Annotated in this window: 15 protein-coding genes; 6 read left to right on the top strand and 9 right to left on the bottom strand. The window is 62.6% G+C overall.

What is annotated here, in order from left to right:
• Positions 1 to 10: 10 nt before the first annotated feature.
• Positions 11 to 1,399 (top strand): ethanolamine ammonia-lyase subunit EutB, encoded by a 1,389-nt coding sequence (locus KKY_RS18640; RefSeq protein ID WP_014132947.1) that lies wholly within the window; start codon positions 11 to 13, stop codon positions 1,397 to 1,399.
• On the top strand, positions 1,396 to 2,154 hold the full coding sequence (eutC, locus tag KKY_RS18635) for an ethanolamine ammonia-lyase subunit EutC (protein WP_014132946.1): 759 nt from the start codon (positions 1,396 to 1,398) through the stop codon (positions 2,152 to 2,154). Before KKY_RS18640 ends, eutC begins: the two co-directional genes overlap by 4 nt.
• Before the next feature lie 181 nt (positions 2,155 to 2,335).
• On the opposite strand, the gene KKY_RS18630 is transcribed toward eutC, so the two are convergent.
• On the bottom strand, positions 2,336 to 2,821 hold the full coding sequence (locus tag KKY_RS18630) for a winged helix-turn-helix transcriptional regulator (RefSeq protein WP_014132945.1): 486 nt from the start codon (positions 2,819 to 2,821) through the stop codon (positions 2,336 to 2,338).
• Between the two features lie 122 nt (positions 2,822 to 2,943).
• Here KKY_RS18630 and KKY_RS18625 point away from each other — a divergent pair, with 122 nt between their 5' ends.
• Positions 2,944 to 3,477, top strand: coding sequence for a dihydrofolate reductase family protein (locus tag KKY_RS18625; RefSeq protein WP_014132944.1), 534 nt, complete (start codon positions 2,944 to 2,946; stop codon positions 3,475 to 3,477).
• A gap of 21 nt (positions 3,478 to 3,498) precedes the next feature.
• On the opposite strand, the gene KKY_RS18620 is transcribed toward KKY_RS18625, so the two are convergent.
• From KKY_RS18620 to KKY_RS18585, 8 genes are all read right to left on the bottom strand, one after another.
• Complete coding sequence (locus KKY_RS18620) at positions 3,499 to 4,104, bottom strand: histidine phosphatase family protein (protein WP_014132943.1); 606 nt, start codon at positions 4,102 to 4,104, stop codon at positions 3,499 to 3,501.
• Positions 4,101 to 5,162, bottom strand: coding sequence for an ABC transporter ATP-binding protein (locus KKY_RS18615; RefSeq protein ID WP_014132942.1), 1,062 nt, complete (start codon positions 5,160 to 5,162; stop codon positions 4,101 to 4,103). The genes KKY_RS18620 and KKY_RS18615 overlap by 4 nt, the downstream gene beginning before the upstream one ends.
• Before the next feature lie 9 nt (positions 5,163 to 5,171).
• Positions 5,172 to 6,917, bottom strand: a complete 1,746-nt coding sequence (locus KKY_RS18610) for an ABC transporter permease (protein ID WP_014132941.1) — start codon at positions 6,915 to 6,917, stop codon at positions 5,172 to 5,174.
• 59 nt (positions 6,918 to 6,976) lie between these two features.
• Positions 6,977 to 8,098: an ABC transporter substrate-binding protein gene (locus tag KKY_RS18605; protein WP_014132940.1), complete on the bottom strand. Its 1,122-nt coding sequence runs from the start codon at positions 8,096 to 8,098 to the stop codon at positions 6,977 to 6,979.
• A gap of 143 nt (positions 8,099 to 8,241) precedes the next feature.
• On the bottom strand, positions 8,242 to 9,084 hold the full coding sequence (locus KKY_RS18600) for a MurR/RpiR family transcriptional regulator (RefSeq protein ID WP_014132939.1): 843 nt from the start codon (positions 9,082 to 9,084) through the stop codon (positions 8,242 to 8,244).
• 193 nt (positions 9,085 to 9,277) lie between these two features.
• Entirely contained in the window at positions 9,278 to 10,807 is a 1,530-nt protein-coding gene (locus tag KKY_RS18595; protein ID WP_014132938.1) for a tripartite tricarboxylate transporter permease, read from the bottom strand.
• 18 nt (positions 10,808 to 10,825) lie between these two features.
• Positions 10,826 to 11,359, bottom strand: a complete 534-nt coding sequence (locus tag KKY_RS18590) for a tripartite tricarboxylate transporter TctB family protein (protein ID WP_014132937.1) — start codon at positions 11,357 to 11,359, stop codon at positions 10,826 to 10,828.
• Positions 11,356 to 12,321 (bottom strand): Bug family tripartite tricarboxylate transporter substrate binding protein, encoded by a 966-nt coding sequence (locus KKY_RS18585; protein WP_014132936.1) that lies wholly within the window; start codon positions 12,319 to 12,321, stop codon positions 11,356 to 11,358. The genes KKY_RS18590 and KKY_RS18585 overlap by 4 nt, the downstream gene beginning before the upstream one ends.
• 261 nt (positions 12,322 to 12,582) lie before the next feature.
• Between KKY_RS18585 and KKY_RS18580 the strand changes: the two genes are divergently transcribed.
• From KKY_RS18580 to KKY_RS18570, 3 genes are read left to right on the top strand one after another with little or no spacing between them, the layout of a single operon-like run.
• Positions 12,583 to 13,263 (top strand): response regulator transcription factor, encoded by a 681-nt coding sequence (locus KKY_RS18580; protein WP_041529656.1) that lies wholly within the window; start codon positions 12,583 to 12,585, stop codon positions 13,261 to 13,263.
• Positions 13,260 to 14,657, top strand: coding sequence for a sensor histidine kinase (locus KKY_RS18575; RefSeq protein ID WP_014132934.1), 1,398 nt, complete (start codon positions 13,260 to 13,262; stop codon positions 14,655 to 14,657). Before KKY_RS18580 ends, KKY_RS18575 begins: the two co-directional genes overlap by 4 nt.
• Entirely contained in the window at positions 14,654 to 15,721 is a 1,068-nt protein-coding gene (locus KKY_RS18570; protein ID WP_014132933.1) for an ABC transporter substrate-binding protein, read from the top strand. Before KKY_RS18575 ends, KKY_RS18570 begins: the two co-directional genes overlap by 4 nt.
• Positions 15,722 to 15,879: the final 158 nt, after the last annotated feature.

Here is a 15,879-nt window from a genome sequence, read left to right as displayed (position 1 = left end):
GAGGTATGGCATGGGATATAGCTGCTCGGTCGGTGGAACACGCTGGCGTTTCGATGATCTGCGAACACTGCTCGCCAAGGCGACACCGCTTCGCTCGGGAGATGTACTGGCCGGGCTCGCGGCCCAATCGGAGCTGGAGCGGGTCGCCGCGCGCATCTGCCTCGCCGACCTTTCCTTGCGCGATTTTCTTGCCGCCGAGTTGATGCCCGAGGTCGAGGACGAGATCAGCGCCCTGATCGCCCAGCAGCACGATGCACAGGCTTTCGCGCCCGTTTCCAGCCTCACGGTGGGTGAATTCCGGGAATATCTTCTCGGCGCCGAAGGCGAGGCCATCGCCAGGTTGGCGCGCGGTCTGACGCCGGAAATGGCCGCCGCGGTGAGCAAGCTCATGCGCAACATCGACTTGATCGCGGTGTCGCGCAAAATTCGCGTGATCACAAAATTTCGAACCACATTGGGTCTGGAGGGCCGGTTGGCGGCGCGAAACCAGCCCAACCACCCAACCGACGATCCCCTCGGCATTGCGATCAGCGCCGTGGATGGCCTGATCCATGGTTCCGGCGATGCGGTGGTGGGTGTGAACCCGGCCACGGACGGGCTGGAGGATTATGTGAGAACGGCACGCCTTCTCGATGATCTCCGGACGCATTTTTCCATTCCGATGCAAAGCTGCGTTCTCGGCCATGTCACCACCGCGCTCAAGGCGATCGCACAAAACGCGCCCGTGGATCTCGTTTTTCAGTCGATCGCCGGATCGCAAGCGGCGAATGCCGCTTTCGGCATTGATCTCGCCATTCTGCGCGAAGCGCAGGACGCCGCCCAAACGCTCGGTCGGGGAACGATCGGTCAGGACTGCATGTATTTTGAAACGGGACAGGGAGCAGCCCTTTCGTCGAACGGGCATCACGGGGTCGACCAGCAGACCATGGAGGCGAGGGCGTACGCGCTGGCGCGAGCGTTCGATTGCCTTCTGGTCAACACGGTGGTGGGGTTCATCGGCCCCGAATATCTCTATGACGGCAAGCAGATCGTCCGCGCCGGCCTGGAAGACCATTTCTGCGGCAAGCTGCTCGGACTGCCGATGGGGTGCGACGTCTGCTACACAAATCATGCCGAAGCGGACCAGAACGACATGGACGTTCTGCTCACCGCGCTCGTGACGGCCGGGGTCACGTTTGTGATCAGCGTGCCGGGCGCCGACGATATCATGCTCAACTACCAATCCCTCAATCACCACGATGTCGCGCTCATGCGCGAGACGGCATCCCTCAGGCCCGCGCCCGAATTCGAGGCCTGGATGGTGCGGATGGGGCTGCTCGACAGCCAGGGCAGGTTGGCCAAGGCAAACGATCGCATTCAAGCCCGCCTCGTCCGGTTCGGTGAGAAAGCCAGAGCGTGAACGAAAACAGGAAAACCGTTCTGCCGCGCCGTCACATTCCAGACATGGAAGTGTCGGCAATGCGCCGCCAAACCGCAGCGCGCGTTTCGCTCGGTCACGCGGGAAGCGGCTTGCCGACCAAGGCCACGCTCGATTTCGCAATCGATCATGCCCGTGCCCGTGACGCGGTGTATTCCAGTCTCGACGTGGAGGCCATCCAGGCGGGCCTTGCAACACGGGGCCGGCGTGCGGTCGAACTGCAGAGCGCGGCGCCGACCCGGACAATCTATCTGACGCGCCCCGATCTTGGGCGCTCCTTGAATACGGCTCACATGGACAGACTGGCGTCATGTGCGCGATGCGATGTGGTCATCGTCATAGCGGACGGCCTGTCGGCAGAAGCGGCCAATACCAATGCGGTCCCACTGACGCACACGCTTCTTGACCGCCTCGGAGAGACCATGTCCGCGGCCATATGCATCGTCAGAAATGGACGGGTGGCGATCGGCGACCAGATTGCCATCGCCATGGGCGCGAGGGCGGTGATCGTTCTGATCGGAGAACGTCCCGGCTTATCGGCATCGGATTCCCTGGGGGCGTATCTCACATGGGCACCCGGGCAAACCACCACCGACGCCCAACGCTCCTGCGTTTCCAATATTCGCGATGGCGGCTTGCCTTCAACAATGGCTGCCGATCAGTTGCTGACCCTTTTGCGCAAGAGCCAACACCTGGGACATAGCGGCATCGCTCCGGCTCTGAGATCGCTTGACTGAACCCGCTCGGCCAGCGCCGGCGGTTGGGCGGCCATCCGCGATTGCCTGACGGCAGGTGCCGTCATGATTGGTGCCGGGCTAGAGCCGTTCAGGATTTGATTGAATCAAATCCTCGGCTCTAAGCCTTTGTTTTATCGCGTGTCCGAACCGCAAAACCGTTTCCACTTTTGCTGGACACGCTCTAGGCAGGAATGGAGGCTTTGTAGGCTGCTTGCATCTGTGCCAGGGCGGAGACCGCGGGCGCCGGGGACCCTAAATGGATATGGCGCAGCTCGTCCATGAATTCGGCCCAGAGTTGCGGACCGCCGTCTTCGAGAACCCTGGCGCGCGCCGAGAGCTCCTTTGACGGAAGTGCGTGCCGCATGCCCCAGCTTCCCATGAGGGCCATCAGGGGAACCAGCTCGATGGCGCTTTCGGTCAAGCTGTAAATGATCCGCTGTTTGTGACCGGGATCGGCGGCGCGTGTGAGCAGCCCGCTGGCGGTCAGGCGTTGCAACCGGTCGGAGAGAATGTTGGAAGCAATGCCTTCGATGCTTTCGGTGAGAAGCGACCGAAAGCTGCGGCGGCGGCCGCCGAACATTGTGTCTCGCAGGATGATCAGGCTCCACCGATCGCCGAAGGTCTCAAGCGTCAGGTTGATGGGACATCCCGAGCGTCTTATTTTCATGGCCTCACACCAAACCGGTTGCAAAATAGATGTGGTTTTCAGGTTGCACTGACTGCTACCACAGTCGAGGCAACAGCAGAACATGGGGCAGCGGGGTGTTGCCCCTCAACGGGAGGTGAAAGATGGCCAGGCTCTTTTTCGGGATGAACCAATCGCTCGATGGCTATGTCGACCACATGCGGGTGGGGCCGCCCAGCCCGAAACTGTTCCGTCATTTCATAGAGCAAACCAATGGCCTGGCCGGCAGCCTTTATGGCCGCAATCTTTATGAACTCATGCACTATTGGGACGACGATCAGACGGACTGGGGACCTGAGGAGCACGATTTCGCCGCGGCATGGCGCAAGGTGCCCAAATGGGTTGTATCGCACACGCTGGGATCGGTCGGGCCCAACGCGACGCTCGTGCAAGAAGACCTCGAGGCGACAGTGCGTCAGCTCAAGGCCGAGATCGACGGCGAGATCGAAGTCGGCGGGCCCAATCTGGCGCGCAGCCTGACGGACCTTGGCCTGATCGACGAATATCGCATCTACCTGCATCCCGAGGTGCTTGGCCAAGGCACCCCGTTCTTCGCTGCGGCGCGTCCTCCTTTGCGGCTGGCGGGCAGCGAACAGATCGATGACAATGTGATAAAGCTCAGCTATGTCCCGGCCTGATCGGGAGACCGCCGTTCAGGTTCAGTCGGGCGCGTCGAGGACCGGGCCCATCGGAGAATAGTTGAAGAGTTCGAGCCGCATGCTGCCCGACCCGGATGGGCGCTCGGCCAGAACCGTCAGGCTGGCGGGGCCCACGGGGATGATGCGCCCGGGCCGCAGGTCGATGAGCTTTTCAAGCAGGGCCCTGATCACCCCGCCATGGCACACCACAAGCAGGCGCTCGCTTGCCTTGAGGCTCTCCATCACGCAGGCGCTGGTCCGTGAGACGAAATCGCGCCAATCCTCCCCGCCCTCGGGCGTAAAGGTTCCCGAGCGCCAGCCCTGATAGCCTTGGCCATCGTCGGCGCGAATATCGGCAATGGAGCGGCCTGTCCAAACACCGACATCGATCTCTCGAAGCGCCGGGTTGGCCAATGGGGCCTCTATTCCAAGAAGCCTTGCCGTTTCAAACGCCCGCTTGAGGTCGGAGGTGATCGATCGATCGGGATTGAGTGCTTCTATCGTGGTCCGCAGGGCGCGCGCCTGTTCGCGCCCCTTGTCGGAAAGCTCGATATCGGCCTGTCCCTGCAGCCTGCGGCTGGCGTTCCACTCCGATTCCCCGTGCCTGACAATCATCAGCCGCTTCATGAAAGGCGCTCCCCTTCGGGCGTGAAGAGGGCTGCCGGGGTTTCGGGCAATGTGAAATGGACAGGATCGCCGGGGGCGAATCTGGGCGCGCTGTCCACCACCGCCGTCAGCCGCAGATCGTCACGCGTTCCGGTGACCATCATGCGCCCGGCAACCGGGCTGGCCTCAGCAAACTCCATTGCGATGGTGCGGGGTCCGGCCGTGTCGGATACCGTGAGGTCCTCTGGCCGGAACATGGCCTGTGCGGGACGCTCGAGTGGGAATGTGGCTTCCATGGCCCGCCCGGCCATGGTGACGCCGGACCCGGCAGGTGCGACGGGAACGAGGTTGGCCGGCGGCGTGCCGACAAAGGTGGCAACAAAAGCGGTTCCGGGCCGGGAAACAAGGTCCTCGGGGGCGCCGAATTGCTCGACCTCTCCATCCTTGAGCACGGCAACGTGGCTGGCCATTGTCATGGCTTCGACCTGATCGTGGGTGACATAGATCGAGGTTGCCCCGGTGGCCCGATGCACGCGCAGCAATTCGGTGCGCATCTCGACCCGGAGCTTGGCATCGAGGTTGGACAAGGGTTCGTCAAAAAGCAGGATTCTGGGCTTGGGCGCGATCATGCGCGCAATGGCAACGCGCTGTTGCTGACCGCCGGAAATCTCGTTGGGATAGCGGTGCGAGAGCTTCTCTATGCCCAGCAATGAGAGCACTTCGGTGACGCGGGCTTTGCGCTCTGCGGGGAGCATTCTGGCCACCTTGAGGGGCCACTCGACATTGGCGGCGACAGTCATGTGCGGCCAGAGCGCATAGGACTGGAAGACGAGACCGGCGTCGCGCTGTGCCGGTTCTATGGTCCAGCCGCGCTCCCCGTCCGACACCGTCTTGTCGCCAAATGCGATGGTGCCGCCGGTGGGCTTTTCAAGGCCCGCCAGCATGCGCAACATCGTGGATTTGCCGCAGCCCGAAGGCCCGACGAGAACCAGGAACGAGCCTTCGGGCACAGAAAGGCTGACCGATTTGACGGCATCGAAATCGCCGAAGGATTTCGTGAGATTGGAGATTGTGATCATGGCGGCGGCCTAGTTCTTGAGCCAGGGCTGCGACTTGGTCTGCAACCTGTTGGCCAGCAGCGTTGCTGCAATGGAGATGATGAGGATGACGACGGTGATGGCGTTGGCAAACTGGGTGAAACCTTCGGAGGCATAGCGATAGGCGAGCACCGAGAGCACCGGCGTGGTTGGCGTAAACAGCAGCACCACCAGCGAGAGGTCGCGCATGATTTTCACGAAGATGATGATCGCCCCGGCGGCCAGCCCGCGGCTGGCGAGCGGAATGGTGATCGCAGACAGGCGGCGGAAGAACCCCGCACCGGTCAGGCGCGCGCTCTCGTCGAGATCGCCCGAGACCTGCTGGATCACCGCCCTGCCCGTCTGGACCGAGAACGGCACCAGATAGGCAGTACCCGCGATCACCAGCAGGGTGAACGTGCCATAGAGCGCCGGGAAGGGCCCGATGGGGGCGCCGAACAGCGCGATATAGGCGGCACCGAATGCGATGCCGGGCACGAGCAGCGGCAGGAAGGCGAGTTGATTGATGACACCGGACAAAAAGCCCGCGCGATATCGCGCCAGAGTGAAGGCGACCATGAGCCCCAGGACCGATCCGGTGACAGCAACGACCAGACCAAGACTGACGGTTGTCGAGGTCGCCGAGACGATAAAGGGGTTGTGAAAGACCCCGGCCTGACCCTGGGCGATGGCGGGATTGGAAGCGCCGAGCCAATAATGCAGCGTCCAGTCCGAAAAGAGCGCCGAAGAGCTTGGGGCGAGCGAAGACGCGATGAGCACAATAACGGGCACGATTGTTGTCAGGACGCAGATTACGACAGCAATGGCAAGCAGGGGCAGCCTGGCGGCGCCCAGTTCGAACCGCTTGGCGCGTCCGCCCTTGCCGGTGATCGTTGCGTAGGATCTGCGGCCGGAAATGATCTTGTTGCCGAACCACAGGAAGACAGCGGAGACGACGATCAAAAGGATTGCGATGACATAGCCGCGCGCGGTCTGGCCGATTTCGATCATGCCGAACAATCGCGTGGCCATGGTCTGCATGCGCACCGGCAGGCCGAGCAGGGCCGGCGCGGCAAAGTTGGATACGGCGCCGGCAAAGGTGAGCGAAGCGCCCGAAACGATGGCCGGAAGGGCGACGGGCAAGATGATGCCGGCAAAGATGCGCCCGCGTTTTGCGCCGGTCATCTGGGCGGCCTCGACGAGATCGGAATTGACGGTGGCAAGCGCCGCGGCGATCACGGTGAACGCCAGGGAATAATAATGTGCGGTGAGCACGATCAAGGTGGGCACCATGCCCCAGCTCAGCCAGTCCGGCACGGGCAGACCCAGCCCTTCGAGAAAGCCCGTCTGTCCGCCCACCCGGCTGTTGCGGAACAGCGAACCCCAGGCCAGGGCCGTGGCAAAGCTCGGGATCATGAAGGGAAGCGTTGCCAGCAATCCGATCGTTCGCCGGAACGGGACATCGGTCATCACGACCAGCCAGGCGAGAAAGCCCCCGATCAAAACGCATCCGCAGGCCACGCCAACGCCCAGGATCAAGGTGTTGGTGAGCGGCACCCACAAGAGATTGCGCGAGAGCGGGCTGATGACGACATCGCTCCAGGCGGCGATGGTCTGGGGGGGCAGCGTTTCGAACAGGACGCGCAGCAACGGCCCGGCGATCAGTACGCCGATGACCAGAAGAACGCCGAGCTTGAGTGGCAGGCCTTGCGGCACGGCGTAGCGCGCCCGCGCGGCAAGAGAAGAGAAATTGGCCATGACCGGTTTCCGTTTGGTGGCCCCGGCAGATCATCTGCCGGGGCCGATGCGGTTTTCAATTATTGCAGGATAAGGATCATGTCGGCCACGTCCTGGCGGATTTCCGCCGTTGCGGCGGGGTCGATGCGCCAGGCGGAGAAGTCTTCGAGCGGGACGGCATCGGGATGACTGACGATGTCGGTACGCGTTGCATAATCGCCTGCCACATAGAATGGGGCAAAGCCTTCTCCACCGGTCTCGCTATCATCGCCCATCAGAAAGTCGATGGCGAGCCGGGCCGCCGCAGGGTGCTCGGCATCGGCAGCAAGCGCCAGAAGCGCGGGGAAGATGATGCCGTTGGACGGGGCGACATCGTTGGCGACCTGGAGCGCCCAGCCTTCATCCTCATTGTCACGGCGGTCCGAATAGGAGGTAAAGCCGATCGGCGGGTTGGACTGGCCGAGCGAGCCGATGGCGGCGTTCACGTCATCGGTTGAAGAAACCAGCACGACATCGTTTGCAAACAGATCGGTGACAAACTGCATGCCGGCACTCTCGACGCCGGAATCGAGCGCGATCGGCTCGCCGAACTCGGCTTCATAGGCCGCCGCCATTTCATCGGAGCGCAAAACGAACTCGACCATGAGATCGAGATAGTCGCCCCGCTGAAGCGGATCGACCATCACGACGCGACCGTTCCACTCCTCACGGGTCAGGTCCCAGAGATTGTCGACCGGGGCGCCGTCGGGGCTGGCCTCTTCATTGTACATCAGGACCTTGGTCGAAAGCCGCTGGGCGAGCAGGGGCGAGGTGAACTCGTCGGGCACGAGATCGGCCACTCGCGGCGGCACATAGGCTTCGATCAGGCCCGTTTCGAGCAATTCGGTAAGAACGACCGGGGCATCGGAAATATAGACAACGTCGGCAGACGCGATGCCGGCGGCGGACTCGGCGTTGAGGCGGGCGATTTGCTCAGTCGAGCTGGCATCATAGCCCACGAGGTCGATGCCGGGATATTTCGCCTCGAAGGCGGCCTCGACGGCCGCGATGCGGCTGGTGAAGGAATAAACCGTCACGGTTCCCTCCTCCTGCGCCAGAGGCAAAAGCTCTTGCGCACTCATGGAATCGAGATCCTGGGCCAAGGCCGGCGTGGCCAGAAGGCCGATAGCGGCCGTTGAGAGAAATACTTGCTTGAGGGTCATGTTCCTGTCCTCCATTTGGTTGCGGTCCGGCAGCGCCGGCCCCTCCTCTTGCACATGTTTTTGCAACATTCAGATGACGTGCAAATTAACTTGCATAAACTTGACGCGCGAAATGTCGGTGTCCTCCCAAACACCGCTTGCTGCTATCGGGACTCGAAATCGCTGATGAGTTGGCCCAGCGTTTCCAGCCGCTCCAGCGTGGTTTCCCGGTTCATCTGCGCCATGGTGAGAACCAAGGCATTGGTAATGGCCATGGGCACGGTCAGCGTTTGAAAGCTGTCATTTGATCCCGATCTCGGCGCGGACAGCAGCAGGCTGGGCGCAGGCGCCAGGGCCGGGCCAATCGAGCCCGAAACGGCGATGGTGCGGGCGCCCACACGGTGCGCGCGGTCGATCAGCGCCGCATAAAGACGGGGTTGGCGTCGAAATACAAACGACACCATGACATCGTCCGCGCCCAGGCCCAGAATCTGCTCGGCCAGATCCCGACCGTCGCCCGAGAGGGTTTCCACATCCACCCCCATACGCAACAGCCTGCGCTCGAGCATGACCGAGAGCGTTGCGGCATTGCCGCGCGCGAAAATGAAAACGCGGCGCGCCCCGGTCAGGAGCCTGGCTGCCTGTGAAATCCGGGCCGAATCCACATAGGTGGGAAGCGCCGTCAGCGCCTCGATTTCCCGGGCGATCAATTCGCCGAGAATATCGCCGTCGCGCGCTGCCTCAAGCGTGTTGCGGACGCGCATGGCAGGGTCCGCCTTGACGATGAACTCGTCACGGATGGCATCGCGAAATCCTGCGTAACTGTCAAATCCCAGTTTCTTTGCCAGGCGCGATGCCGTAGCCTCGTGTACGCCAGTGCGCTGTGCCAGGCTCGATGCCGTTCCCAGCGCAACGTCGCGTGGCTTGGCAATGATCTCGCGCACCAGCAAATGCTCTGCCCGCGTGAGATTTTCCGCCACCGACTGAACGCGTTCGAGTATCGACATCGCTCCTCCTTGACGAGGTGATAGCGCATTGCAAGATAACTTGCAAGAATAAATCGATACGCAAATTTGTTTGCATATCGATTGGCAGCTTCGGGACGGCACCTTATTGAACCGTCACATGGCCAGCGGCAAAACTACTCTGACAATTGGAACAAGCGGATTCGCCCCCGCCCCCCCCAGGTAATTCGTGATGTCAGTCCCCATCCATCGCAAAAGCCGTTCTGGACTTGTCGGCAGCCAGCATGCGCCAGATTACCGGTCCGAGCACAGCGGCCGCAGCAATCGCATAGATGGTGAGGGCTATGGGCGAGGTCAGAAGGAAGGACCAATCGCCCCTGTTGATCATCAGCCCGCGCCGCAACTGCTCTTCGGCCAGCGGGCCGAGAATGGCTCCGACAAGCACCGGGGCCAGCGGATAACCGAACCGGCGCATCACAAAGCCGAGCAGTCCGAAAAACAGCAGCAGAACGAGCGCAAAGACATTGCCCTGCGCACCGATCGTGCCGAGCGTCGCAAAGGTGAGAATACCGGCATAAAGCCAGGGGCGTGGAATCATCAATAGCCGCACCCAGACCCCGACGAACGGCAGGTTGAGGACAACAAGCATCAGATTGGCGAGGAACAACGAGGCGACCAATCCCCATACCAGACCGGGGTCATTGGTGAACAGCAGCGGACCCGGCTGCAGGCCGTATTGCTGGAAGCCGGCGAGCATCATGGCCGCCGTTGCCGATGTGGGAAGCCCCAGGGTCAGAAGCGGGATCAGCGTGCCGGCCGCGGACGCATTGTTGGCGGCCTCGGGACCGGCGACCCCTTCAATGGCGCCCTTTTCGGATTCAAACTCCTGCCTGGCGATCCCCTTGGCGCTCTTGCGCTCGGCCGAGTAGGACAGAAAGGTCGGGATTTCCGCGCCGCCGGTGGGGAGCGGGCCGAACATGAAGCCCAGCCCCGCACCCCGGAGGTAGGAGGGGATGATGCGCTTGATGTCCTTGAGCGAAAGCCAGACCGAGCCGCGGATCGCTTCGACCTTGTCCTCGCCTCCGACGTTGCGCGAGGCGATGAACAGGGTCTCGCCGATGGCAAACAGGCCGACAGCGACGATGGCGATCGAGATGTTGTCGCGCAATTCGGGAATACCGAAGGCGAGGCGGGGCTGGCCGGTCAGCTTGTCGATGCCGACAAGGCCAATGGCAAGGCCGACAAAAAGGGCGGTGAGGCCCCGCGCCACCGAACCGCCGAACGCCGCCGACACGGTCACGAACGAGAGGACCATAAGCGCGAAATATTCAGCCGGTCCAAACGACAAGGCGACCTTGACCATGAAGGGCGACACCAGAGCAAGGCCCAGCGTGCCGATGGTGCCGCCGACGAACGAGCCGATGGCCGCAGCGCCGAGCGCTTTGCCGCCCCTGCCGTCCCGCGCCATCTTGTTGCCCTCGACGGCGGTCATGATCGATGCCGTCTCGCCCGGCGTATTGAGCAGGATCGAGGAAATCGCCCCGCCATACATGCCGCCGTAATAGATGCCCGCGAACATGATGAGCGAACCGGTGGCCCCGAACGAAAGGGAAATGGGAAGCAGCAATGCGACGGTGAGGGCCGGGCCGATACCCGGCATGACCCCGACGGCGGTGCCCAGCAGCACGCCGATCAATGCAAATGCGAGATTCATCGGTTGCGCAGCAACCATCAGGCCGTCGAGAAGAAGTGCGAAGGTATCCATGGATCTTGGCCTTCCAGATTAGCGCAGGGCGCCGTCGATGACGCGCTCGATCGGCCCGGCAGGCAGTGACAGGCTGAGCCCGTGCTTGAAGAGCACGTAGAGCAGCGCCGAGACGCCGATGCCGACGAGGATGGTGAGCCAGAGCGGCCTGCGGCCCATGCCGCGCGCCGCGAGCCCGAACAGGGCGCCCGAGCCGACAATGAAGCCGGCACCCGCATAGAGCAGGACCGTTTCGGCAACCACGGCGCCGATGACCCACGCGACGGCAGCAATGTTCATACGCTCGCGCTCGGGGAAGGATTTCCTCAGCGCCATGACGACCGTGGCAACGCCAAAGACTGCAAGCCCGGCGGCGACCAGATACGGAAATATCTCGGGGCCAAATTGGGCATAGGACCGGCGCTCGGGGTAGGTCGCTCCATCCCATGCAATCAACGCAGCAAACAGAAACAGGCCCACGGCGATGGCCAATCCACCGAGATCGCGGGCGCCTGAATTGACCAGAGGCCGGCGTTCGCCGGCCCCTCCATTGCGATCATCGATCTGGCTCACTGGGAAATTCCCAGTTCCTGGAGGATTGCCGTCGTCGATTCAATTTCATTGGCGAGGTAGTCCTCAAAGGCCTGGCCATCCATATAGGTGTTGACCCAGCCGCGATTGCGCAGTTCGTCGTTCCAGGCGTCTGATCCGGCCATTTCCTGAATGACCGAAATCAGTTCGGCCTTTTCCTCGTCCGTTATGTCGGGAGCGCCGGCGATCATGCGCCAGTTCTGGATATCGAGGTTGTAGCCCTGTTCAACAAATGTCGGTGCGTCGGTGTAGTCCTGGGCCTCGGGGGCCGTAATGCCGATGACGCGAAGTTCGCCGGCCTCGATCTGGGCGGAAAATTCCGAATATCCCGAAACGCCGGCCGTCACCTGCCCGCCGAGAATGGCCGCCAGCGCTTCGCCGCCACCCGAATAGGGAATGTAGTTGATCGTTGCAGGATCGACGCCTGCCTCCTGGGCAAACCGGCCGACCGCAATGTGGTCCACGCCGCCGGCGGAGCCACCGGCCCACGTCACCCCGCCCGCATCTTCGGCCAGCATGGCCGCCAGATCCTGCGCGTTCTCGATCTCGCTATCAGCCGGAACGACAACAACGACATATTCGCCGGTCAGACGGGCCAAGGGGGTGATGTCATCAAGGCCGACGGGCGAGGCATTGGCAATGACCGCGCCCACCATCACATAGCCGCCCACGATGGTCGCGGTCGGATCGCCCGAAGACTGATTGATGAATTGCTGCAGGCCGATCGTGCCGCCGGCACCGGCGACGTTCGAAACCTGGATATTGGATACCAGCCCTTCGGACTGGAGCGTCGACTGGATGGTGCGGGCCGTCTGGTCCCAACCGCCGCCGGGGCCGGCAGGCGCCATGATCGACAGGCTGTCGATGGCCAGCGCCGGTGCCGACAACAGGGCAGTTCCCACCATGACGGTGCCAGCCAGTTTTAGCGAAAATGAATAGTTCACAGCTTCCTCCTCAATGTTCCTGCTGCTTCCGGCGACTTGGCCGGACAGTACGGAGCCCAAGGGGTAAACGCCTCCGGCCGGTCCTTTGGCGCAGGCCTTCAGGACGAGCCTCAAGCCTTGAAATTTAAAGGCTTTTCCTCCCGTTTCTCCCTCTTGCCAAGACCTTGGTTCGCGCCCAAAGTTGCTGACGGAATGCTTGGCAAGCTCCACCGCACACATTAGGCGCGCGAGCTGTCATCAACCTGTCAGGGAGGGCGGGTGTTGCGAATTCTTCTGGTGGAGGACACCGAGGATGTCGGCGAAGCCGTTGTGGGCGCCTTCGAGCGCATGGGGCATGCCGTCGACTGGCAGAAGACCCATGCGGGATCCATGGACGCGCTTGCGGTTCAGGATTACGCGCTGGTCGTGCTTGACGTGAACCTGCCCGACGGGAGTGGCTTTGACATCCTGGCCAGCCTGCGCGCCAAGCGAATCGAGACGCCGGTTCTCGTTCTGACGGCGCGCGCGCTGGTCGACGACAGGGTCGATGCGCTCGACACGGGGGCCGACGACTATCTCGTCAAGCCTTTCGATTTCCGGGAACTCGAGGCCCGTGCCCGCGCCCTGCTGCGGCGCAGCAAGGGCAGCGGATCGGCAACGCTGTCGGTCGGCGATGTTTCGCTCGATCCCAAGACCCGCACCGTGACCTTGTCCGGCCATCCGGTGGAACTGACCCGGCGCGAAATCGCGCTTCTCGAGGTGATGATGGGTCAGCCCGGGCGGGTCTTTTCCAAGTCCGAGCTGCTTGACCAACTCTACGGGTTCGAAAGCGATGCCGGCCCGAACGCCATCGAGCTCTATATCGGACGCCTGCGCAAGAAACTCGCAAATGCGAAGACGCAGATCCTGACATTGCGCGGCATGGGATATCAGATCATGGCGCCGCGGGGTACCGGCCGATGATCGGCGGCGTTAGGGCCAAACGCCGATTTTCACTGTTCTGGCGGCTGACGGGCATCATCTCGCTGGTGTTGCTGGCCGGGGCGGCGGCCCTGACATTTGCGGCCTGGTCCTACGCCCGCGTGGCCGCCGACAACGCCTATGACCGACTGCTGGTCGGGGCCGCGCGCCAGATAAGCGAAACGGTTTCGGCCGACGCCGGAGCCGTTACCGTCGACGTGCCGACATCGGCGCTGGAAACGCTGTCGATCTCGCGGTCCGATCGCGTTTACTACCAGGTTGCCTTGCCCGATGGCGCAATCATCACGGGCTACCCCGACCTTCCGCTGCCCCAGGCGTCGCAGGAACCGTCCGACGCTGCGGTTGTGGGCGATGGCGAATTTCTCGGCCACGCCATCCGCATCGCTTCGGTCTGGCGCTACCTTGCCGAACAGGGGGCGACAGGCTGGGTTCGTATAACGGTGGCCCAGACCCGGGAAGCGCGAAACGCGTTGTCGCTCGAACTGGCGCTGAGCGGATTTCTGGCGGTTGTGGGCATGAGCATCCTCGCCCTTGCCGCATTCATGGGCGCGGTGCGGCTGGGCCTGCGCCCCCTGCGGTTGCTGCAAAACGAATTGGCGCGCCGCGATCCCAACGATCTGCGGCCGCTTGAAGTGGAGACGCCTTTGGAAGTCGATGCCCTGGTGGAGACCATCAACCGGTTCATGGCCCGGCTCTCGGAACGTCTGGGATCGATGCAGCGCTATATCGAAACCGCGGCCCACCAGTTGCGCACGCCGCTGACCGGAATTTCCGCGCAAGTGGAAATGCTGGACCGGGCGCATAATGGGCAGGGCCGGGCCGCTGCCACAGCGCGCCTGCGGCGACGCGTCGGTGAGATGGGGCGGCTGGCCAACCAGCTTTTGAGCCATGCGACGATCATCCATCGCGCCGAGGCGGTGCTGGCGGAAATCGTCGACCTGGCTCAAATTGCGCGCAACGGGATTTCCGATGCCACGCTCGAAACCATCGAGCGCGACCTGACCGTTCGGGTCGATGTTCCTGACGAGCCTGTATTGGTGCTTGGCGACGCCATTGCGCTAAGGGAGGCCCTTCGCAATCTTGTCGAAAACGCTCTCGCCTATGGGGCGCCGTCCCGGCTGGCGGTCCGACTCACACGCACAGACAAGACGGCCACGCTTGCGGTTATCGATGACGGGGGCGGAATTGCGCCGGTCGATTGGGAGCGGTTGCGGGCGCGATATGTGCGCGGCGGAACGGAGGGCACCGGGTCCGGCCTCGGGCTGGCGATCGTGAGCGATGTGGCGCGGACCCATGGCGCGCAACTCGACATCTTTACCGAACCGGGGGGCGATTTCGGCATCGCCCTGACGGTCCCGCTGGCGGAGGCACAATGATGCGGCTTTTATCGAGCGTCCTGGGCGTTTTGGTGAGCCTTTCCGGACCTGCCATGGCGCGCGACGTCTATAGTTTTCCCGCGCCGGGCGGCGAAACCGAGGTTCTGGCCATCGAAGCCTCTGCCGACCTGAGCGCAATGGAGCCTCTGATCCGCGATTTTCAAACGCTCGATCCGAACGTCACCGTGCGCTTTGCCGATTCCCTGACCAATGACGTGTTTGCTGCCGCGCTCGAAGCGTGCCGCAATGGCGAAGTGTTTGCCGACCTTGTGATCACGTCGTCGGTGGACCATGTCGCCAAGCTGACCAATGACGGCTGCGCCCAGCGCTACGAATCGGCGCTGACCCAGCGGATTCCCGATTGGGCCAACTGGCGCAATGAAGCCTTCGGCTTCACCTTCGAGCCGGCCGTTATCGTTTTCAATCGCGACCTTGTGGCACCCCAGGACGTTCCCCTGACCCGAACTGCGCTTGTCGAGCTGCTTCGCCAGCAGCCGGAGGTCTATGACGGCAAGGTGGGCACCTATGACATAACCCAATCGGGGATCGGCTATCTCTATGCGTTCTTCGATGCGGAACAGTCCTCGGTTTTCGGGCGCCTTATCGAAGGGTTCGGACGCGCCGATGCCCGTCTGGCCTCCACCACCGGCGCCATTCTCGATGCAATCGAAAGCGGCGAGGTTTTGATCGGATACAACCTGTTGGGCTCATATGCCTATGGAAGGCTGGCTGCGGGGGCGCCGATCGGGATCGTGTTGCCACACGATTATACGATCGTTCTCTCGCGCGCGGTCGTCATCCCGCCGCACGCCGAGAACCGCGCTGCGGGCGAGAGATTTCTCGACTATCTCCTGTCGGAGCGCGGGCAATCGGTGTCGGCACGATCGGCATTCTTTTTTCGCTTCGACAGCCCCCCGCCCGATGGCGTTCTTGCTGCCGATTCCGCTGAAGGGGCCACATTTTACAGGCCCATCGTGCTGGGGCCGTCGCTGCTTGTCACACTCGATCAGGTCAAACGCCGCCAGTTTCTCAATGAATGGCAGGATGCGGTATCGCCGCCTTAGAGCATTTCCGCTTTTCTTCGAATCGCGAAAATCCTCTAAGTTGTTGTTTCGTCGCGCGTCCGAACCGCAAAACCGTTTCCACTTTTGCTGGACGCGCTCTAGCCAGATCGCCGCTTTCAGGAACGCCCAGCACGCTCCCGCCGCGATGGCCGTTGCCC

Origin of the sequence: Pelagibacterium halotolerans B2, from assembly GCF_000230555.1 — a bacterium.
Taxonomy (GTDB): Bacteria; Pseudomonadota; Alphaproteobacteria; order Rhizobiales; family Devosiaceae; genus Pelagibacterium; species Pelagibacterium halotolerans.
This window is presented reverse-complemented; position numbering and strand designations above follow the sequence as displayed.

What these genes read in the sequence shown, in the direction of transcription:
- KKY_RS18575 (WP_014132934.1), top strand. Translation starts at nt 13,260, where the DNA reads ATGATCGGCGGCGTTAGGGCCAAACGCCGATTTTCACTGTTCTGGCGG.
- KKY_RS18640 (WP_014132947.1), top strand. Translation starts at nt 11, where the DNA reads ATGGGATATAGCTGCTCGGTCGGTGGAACACGCTGGCGTTTCGATGAT.
- KKY_RS18570 (WP_014132933.1), top strand. Translation starts at nt 14,654, where the DNA reads ATGATGCGGCTTTTATCGAGCGTCCTGGGCGTTTTGGTGAGCCTTTCC.
- KKY_RS18625 (WP_014132944.1), top strand. Translation starts at nt 2,944, where the DNA reads ATGGCCAGGCTCTTTTTCGGGATGAACCAATCGCTCGATGGCTATGTC.
- KKY_RS18620 (WP_014132943.1), bottom strand. Translation starts at nt 4,104, where the DNA reads ATGAAGCGGCTGATGATTGTCAGGCACGGGGAATCGGAGTGGAACGCC.
- KKY_RS18605 (WP_014132940.1), bottom strand. Translation starts at nt 8,098, where the DNA reads ATGACCCTCAAGCAAGTATTTCTCTCAACGGCCGCTATCGGCCTTCTG.
- KKY_RS18600 (WP_014132939.1), bottom strand. Translation starts at nt 9,084, where the DNA reads ATGTCGATACTCGAACGCGTTCAGTCGGTGGCGGAAAATCTCACGCGG.
- KKY_RS18610 (WP_014132941.1), bottom strand. Translation starts at nt 6,917, where the DNA reads ATGGCCAATTTCTCTTCTCTTGCCGCGCGGGCGCGCTACGCCGTGCCG.
- KKY_RS18630 (WP_014132945.1), bottom strand. Translation starts at nt 2,821, where the DNA reads ATGAAAATAAGACGCTCGGGATGTCCCATCAACCTGACGCTTGAGACC.
- KKY_RS18615 (WP_014132942.1), bottom strand. Translation starts at nt 5,162, where the DNA reads ATGATCACAATCTCCAATCTCACGAAATCCTTCGGCGATTTCGATGCC.
- KKY_RS18595 (WP_014132938.1), bottom strand. Translation starts at nt 10,807, where the DNA reads ATGGATACCTTCGCACTTCTTCTCGACGGCCTGATGGTTGCTGCGCAA.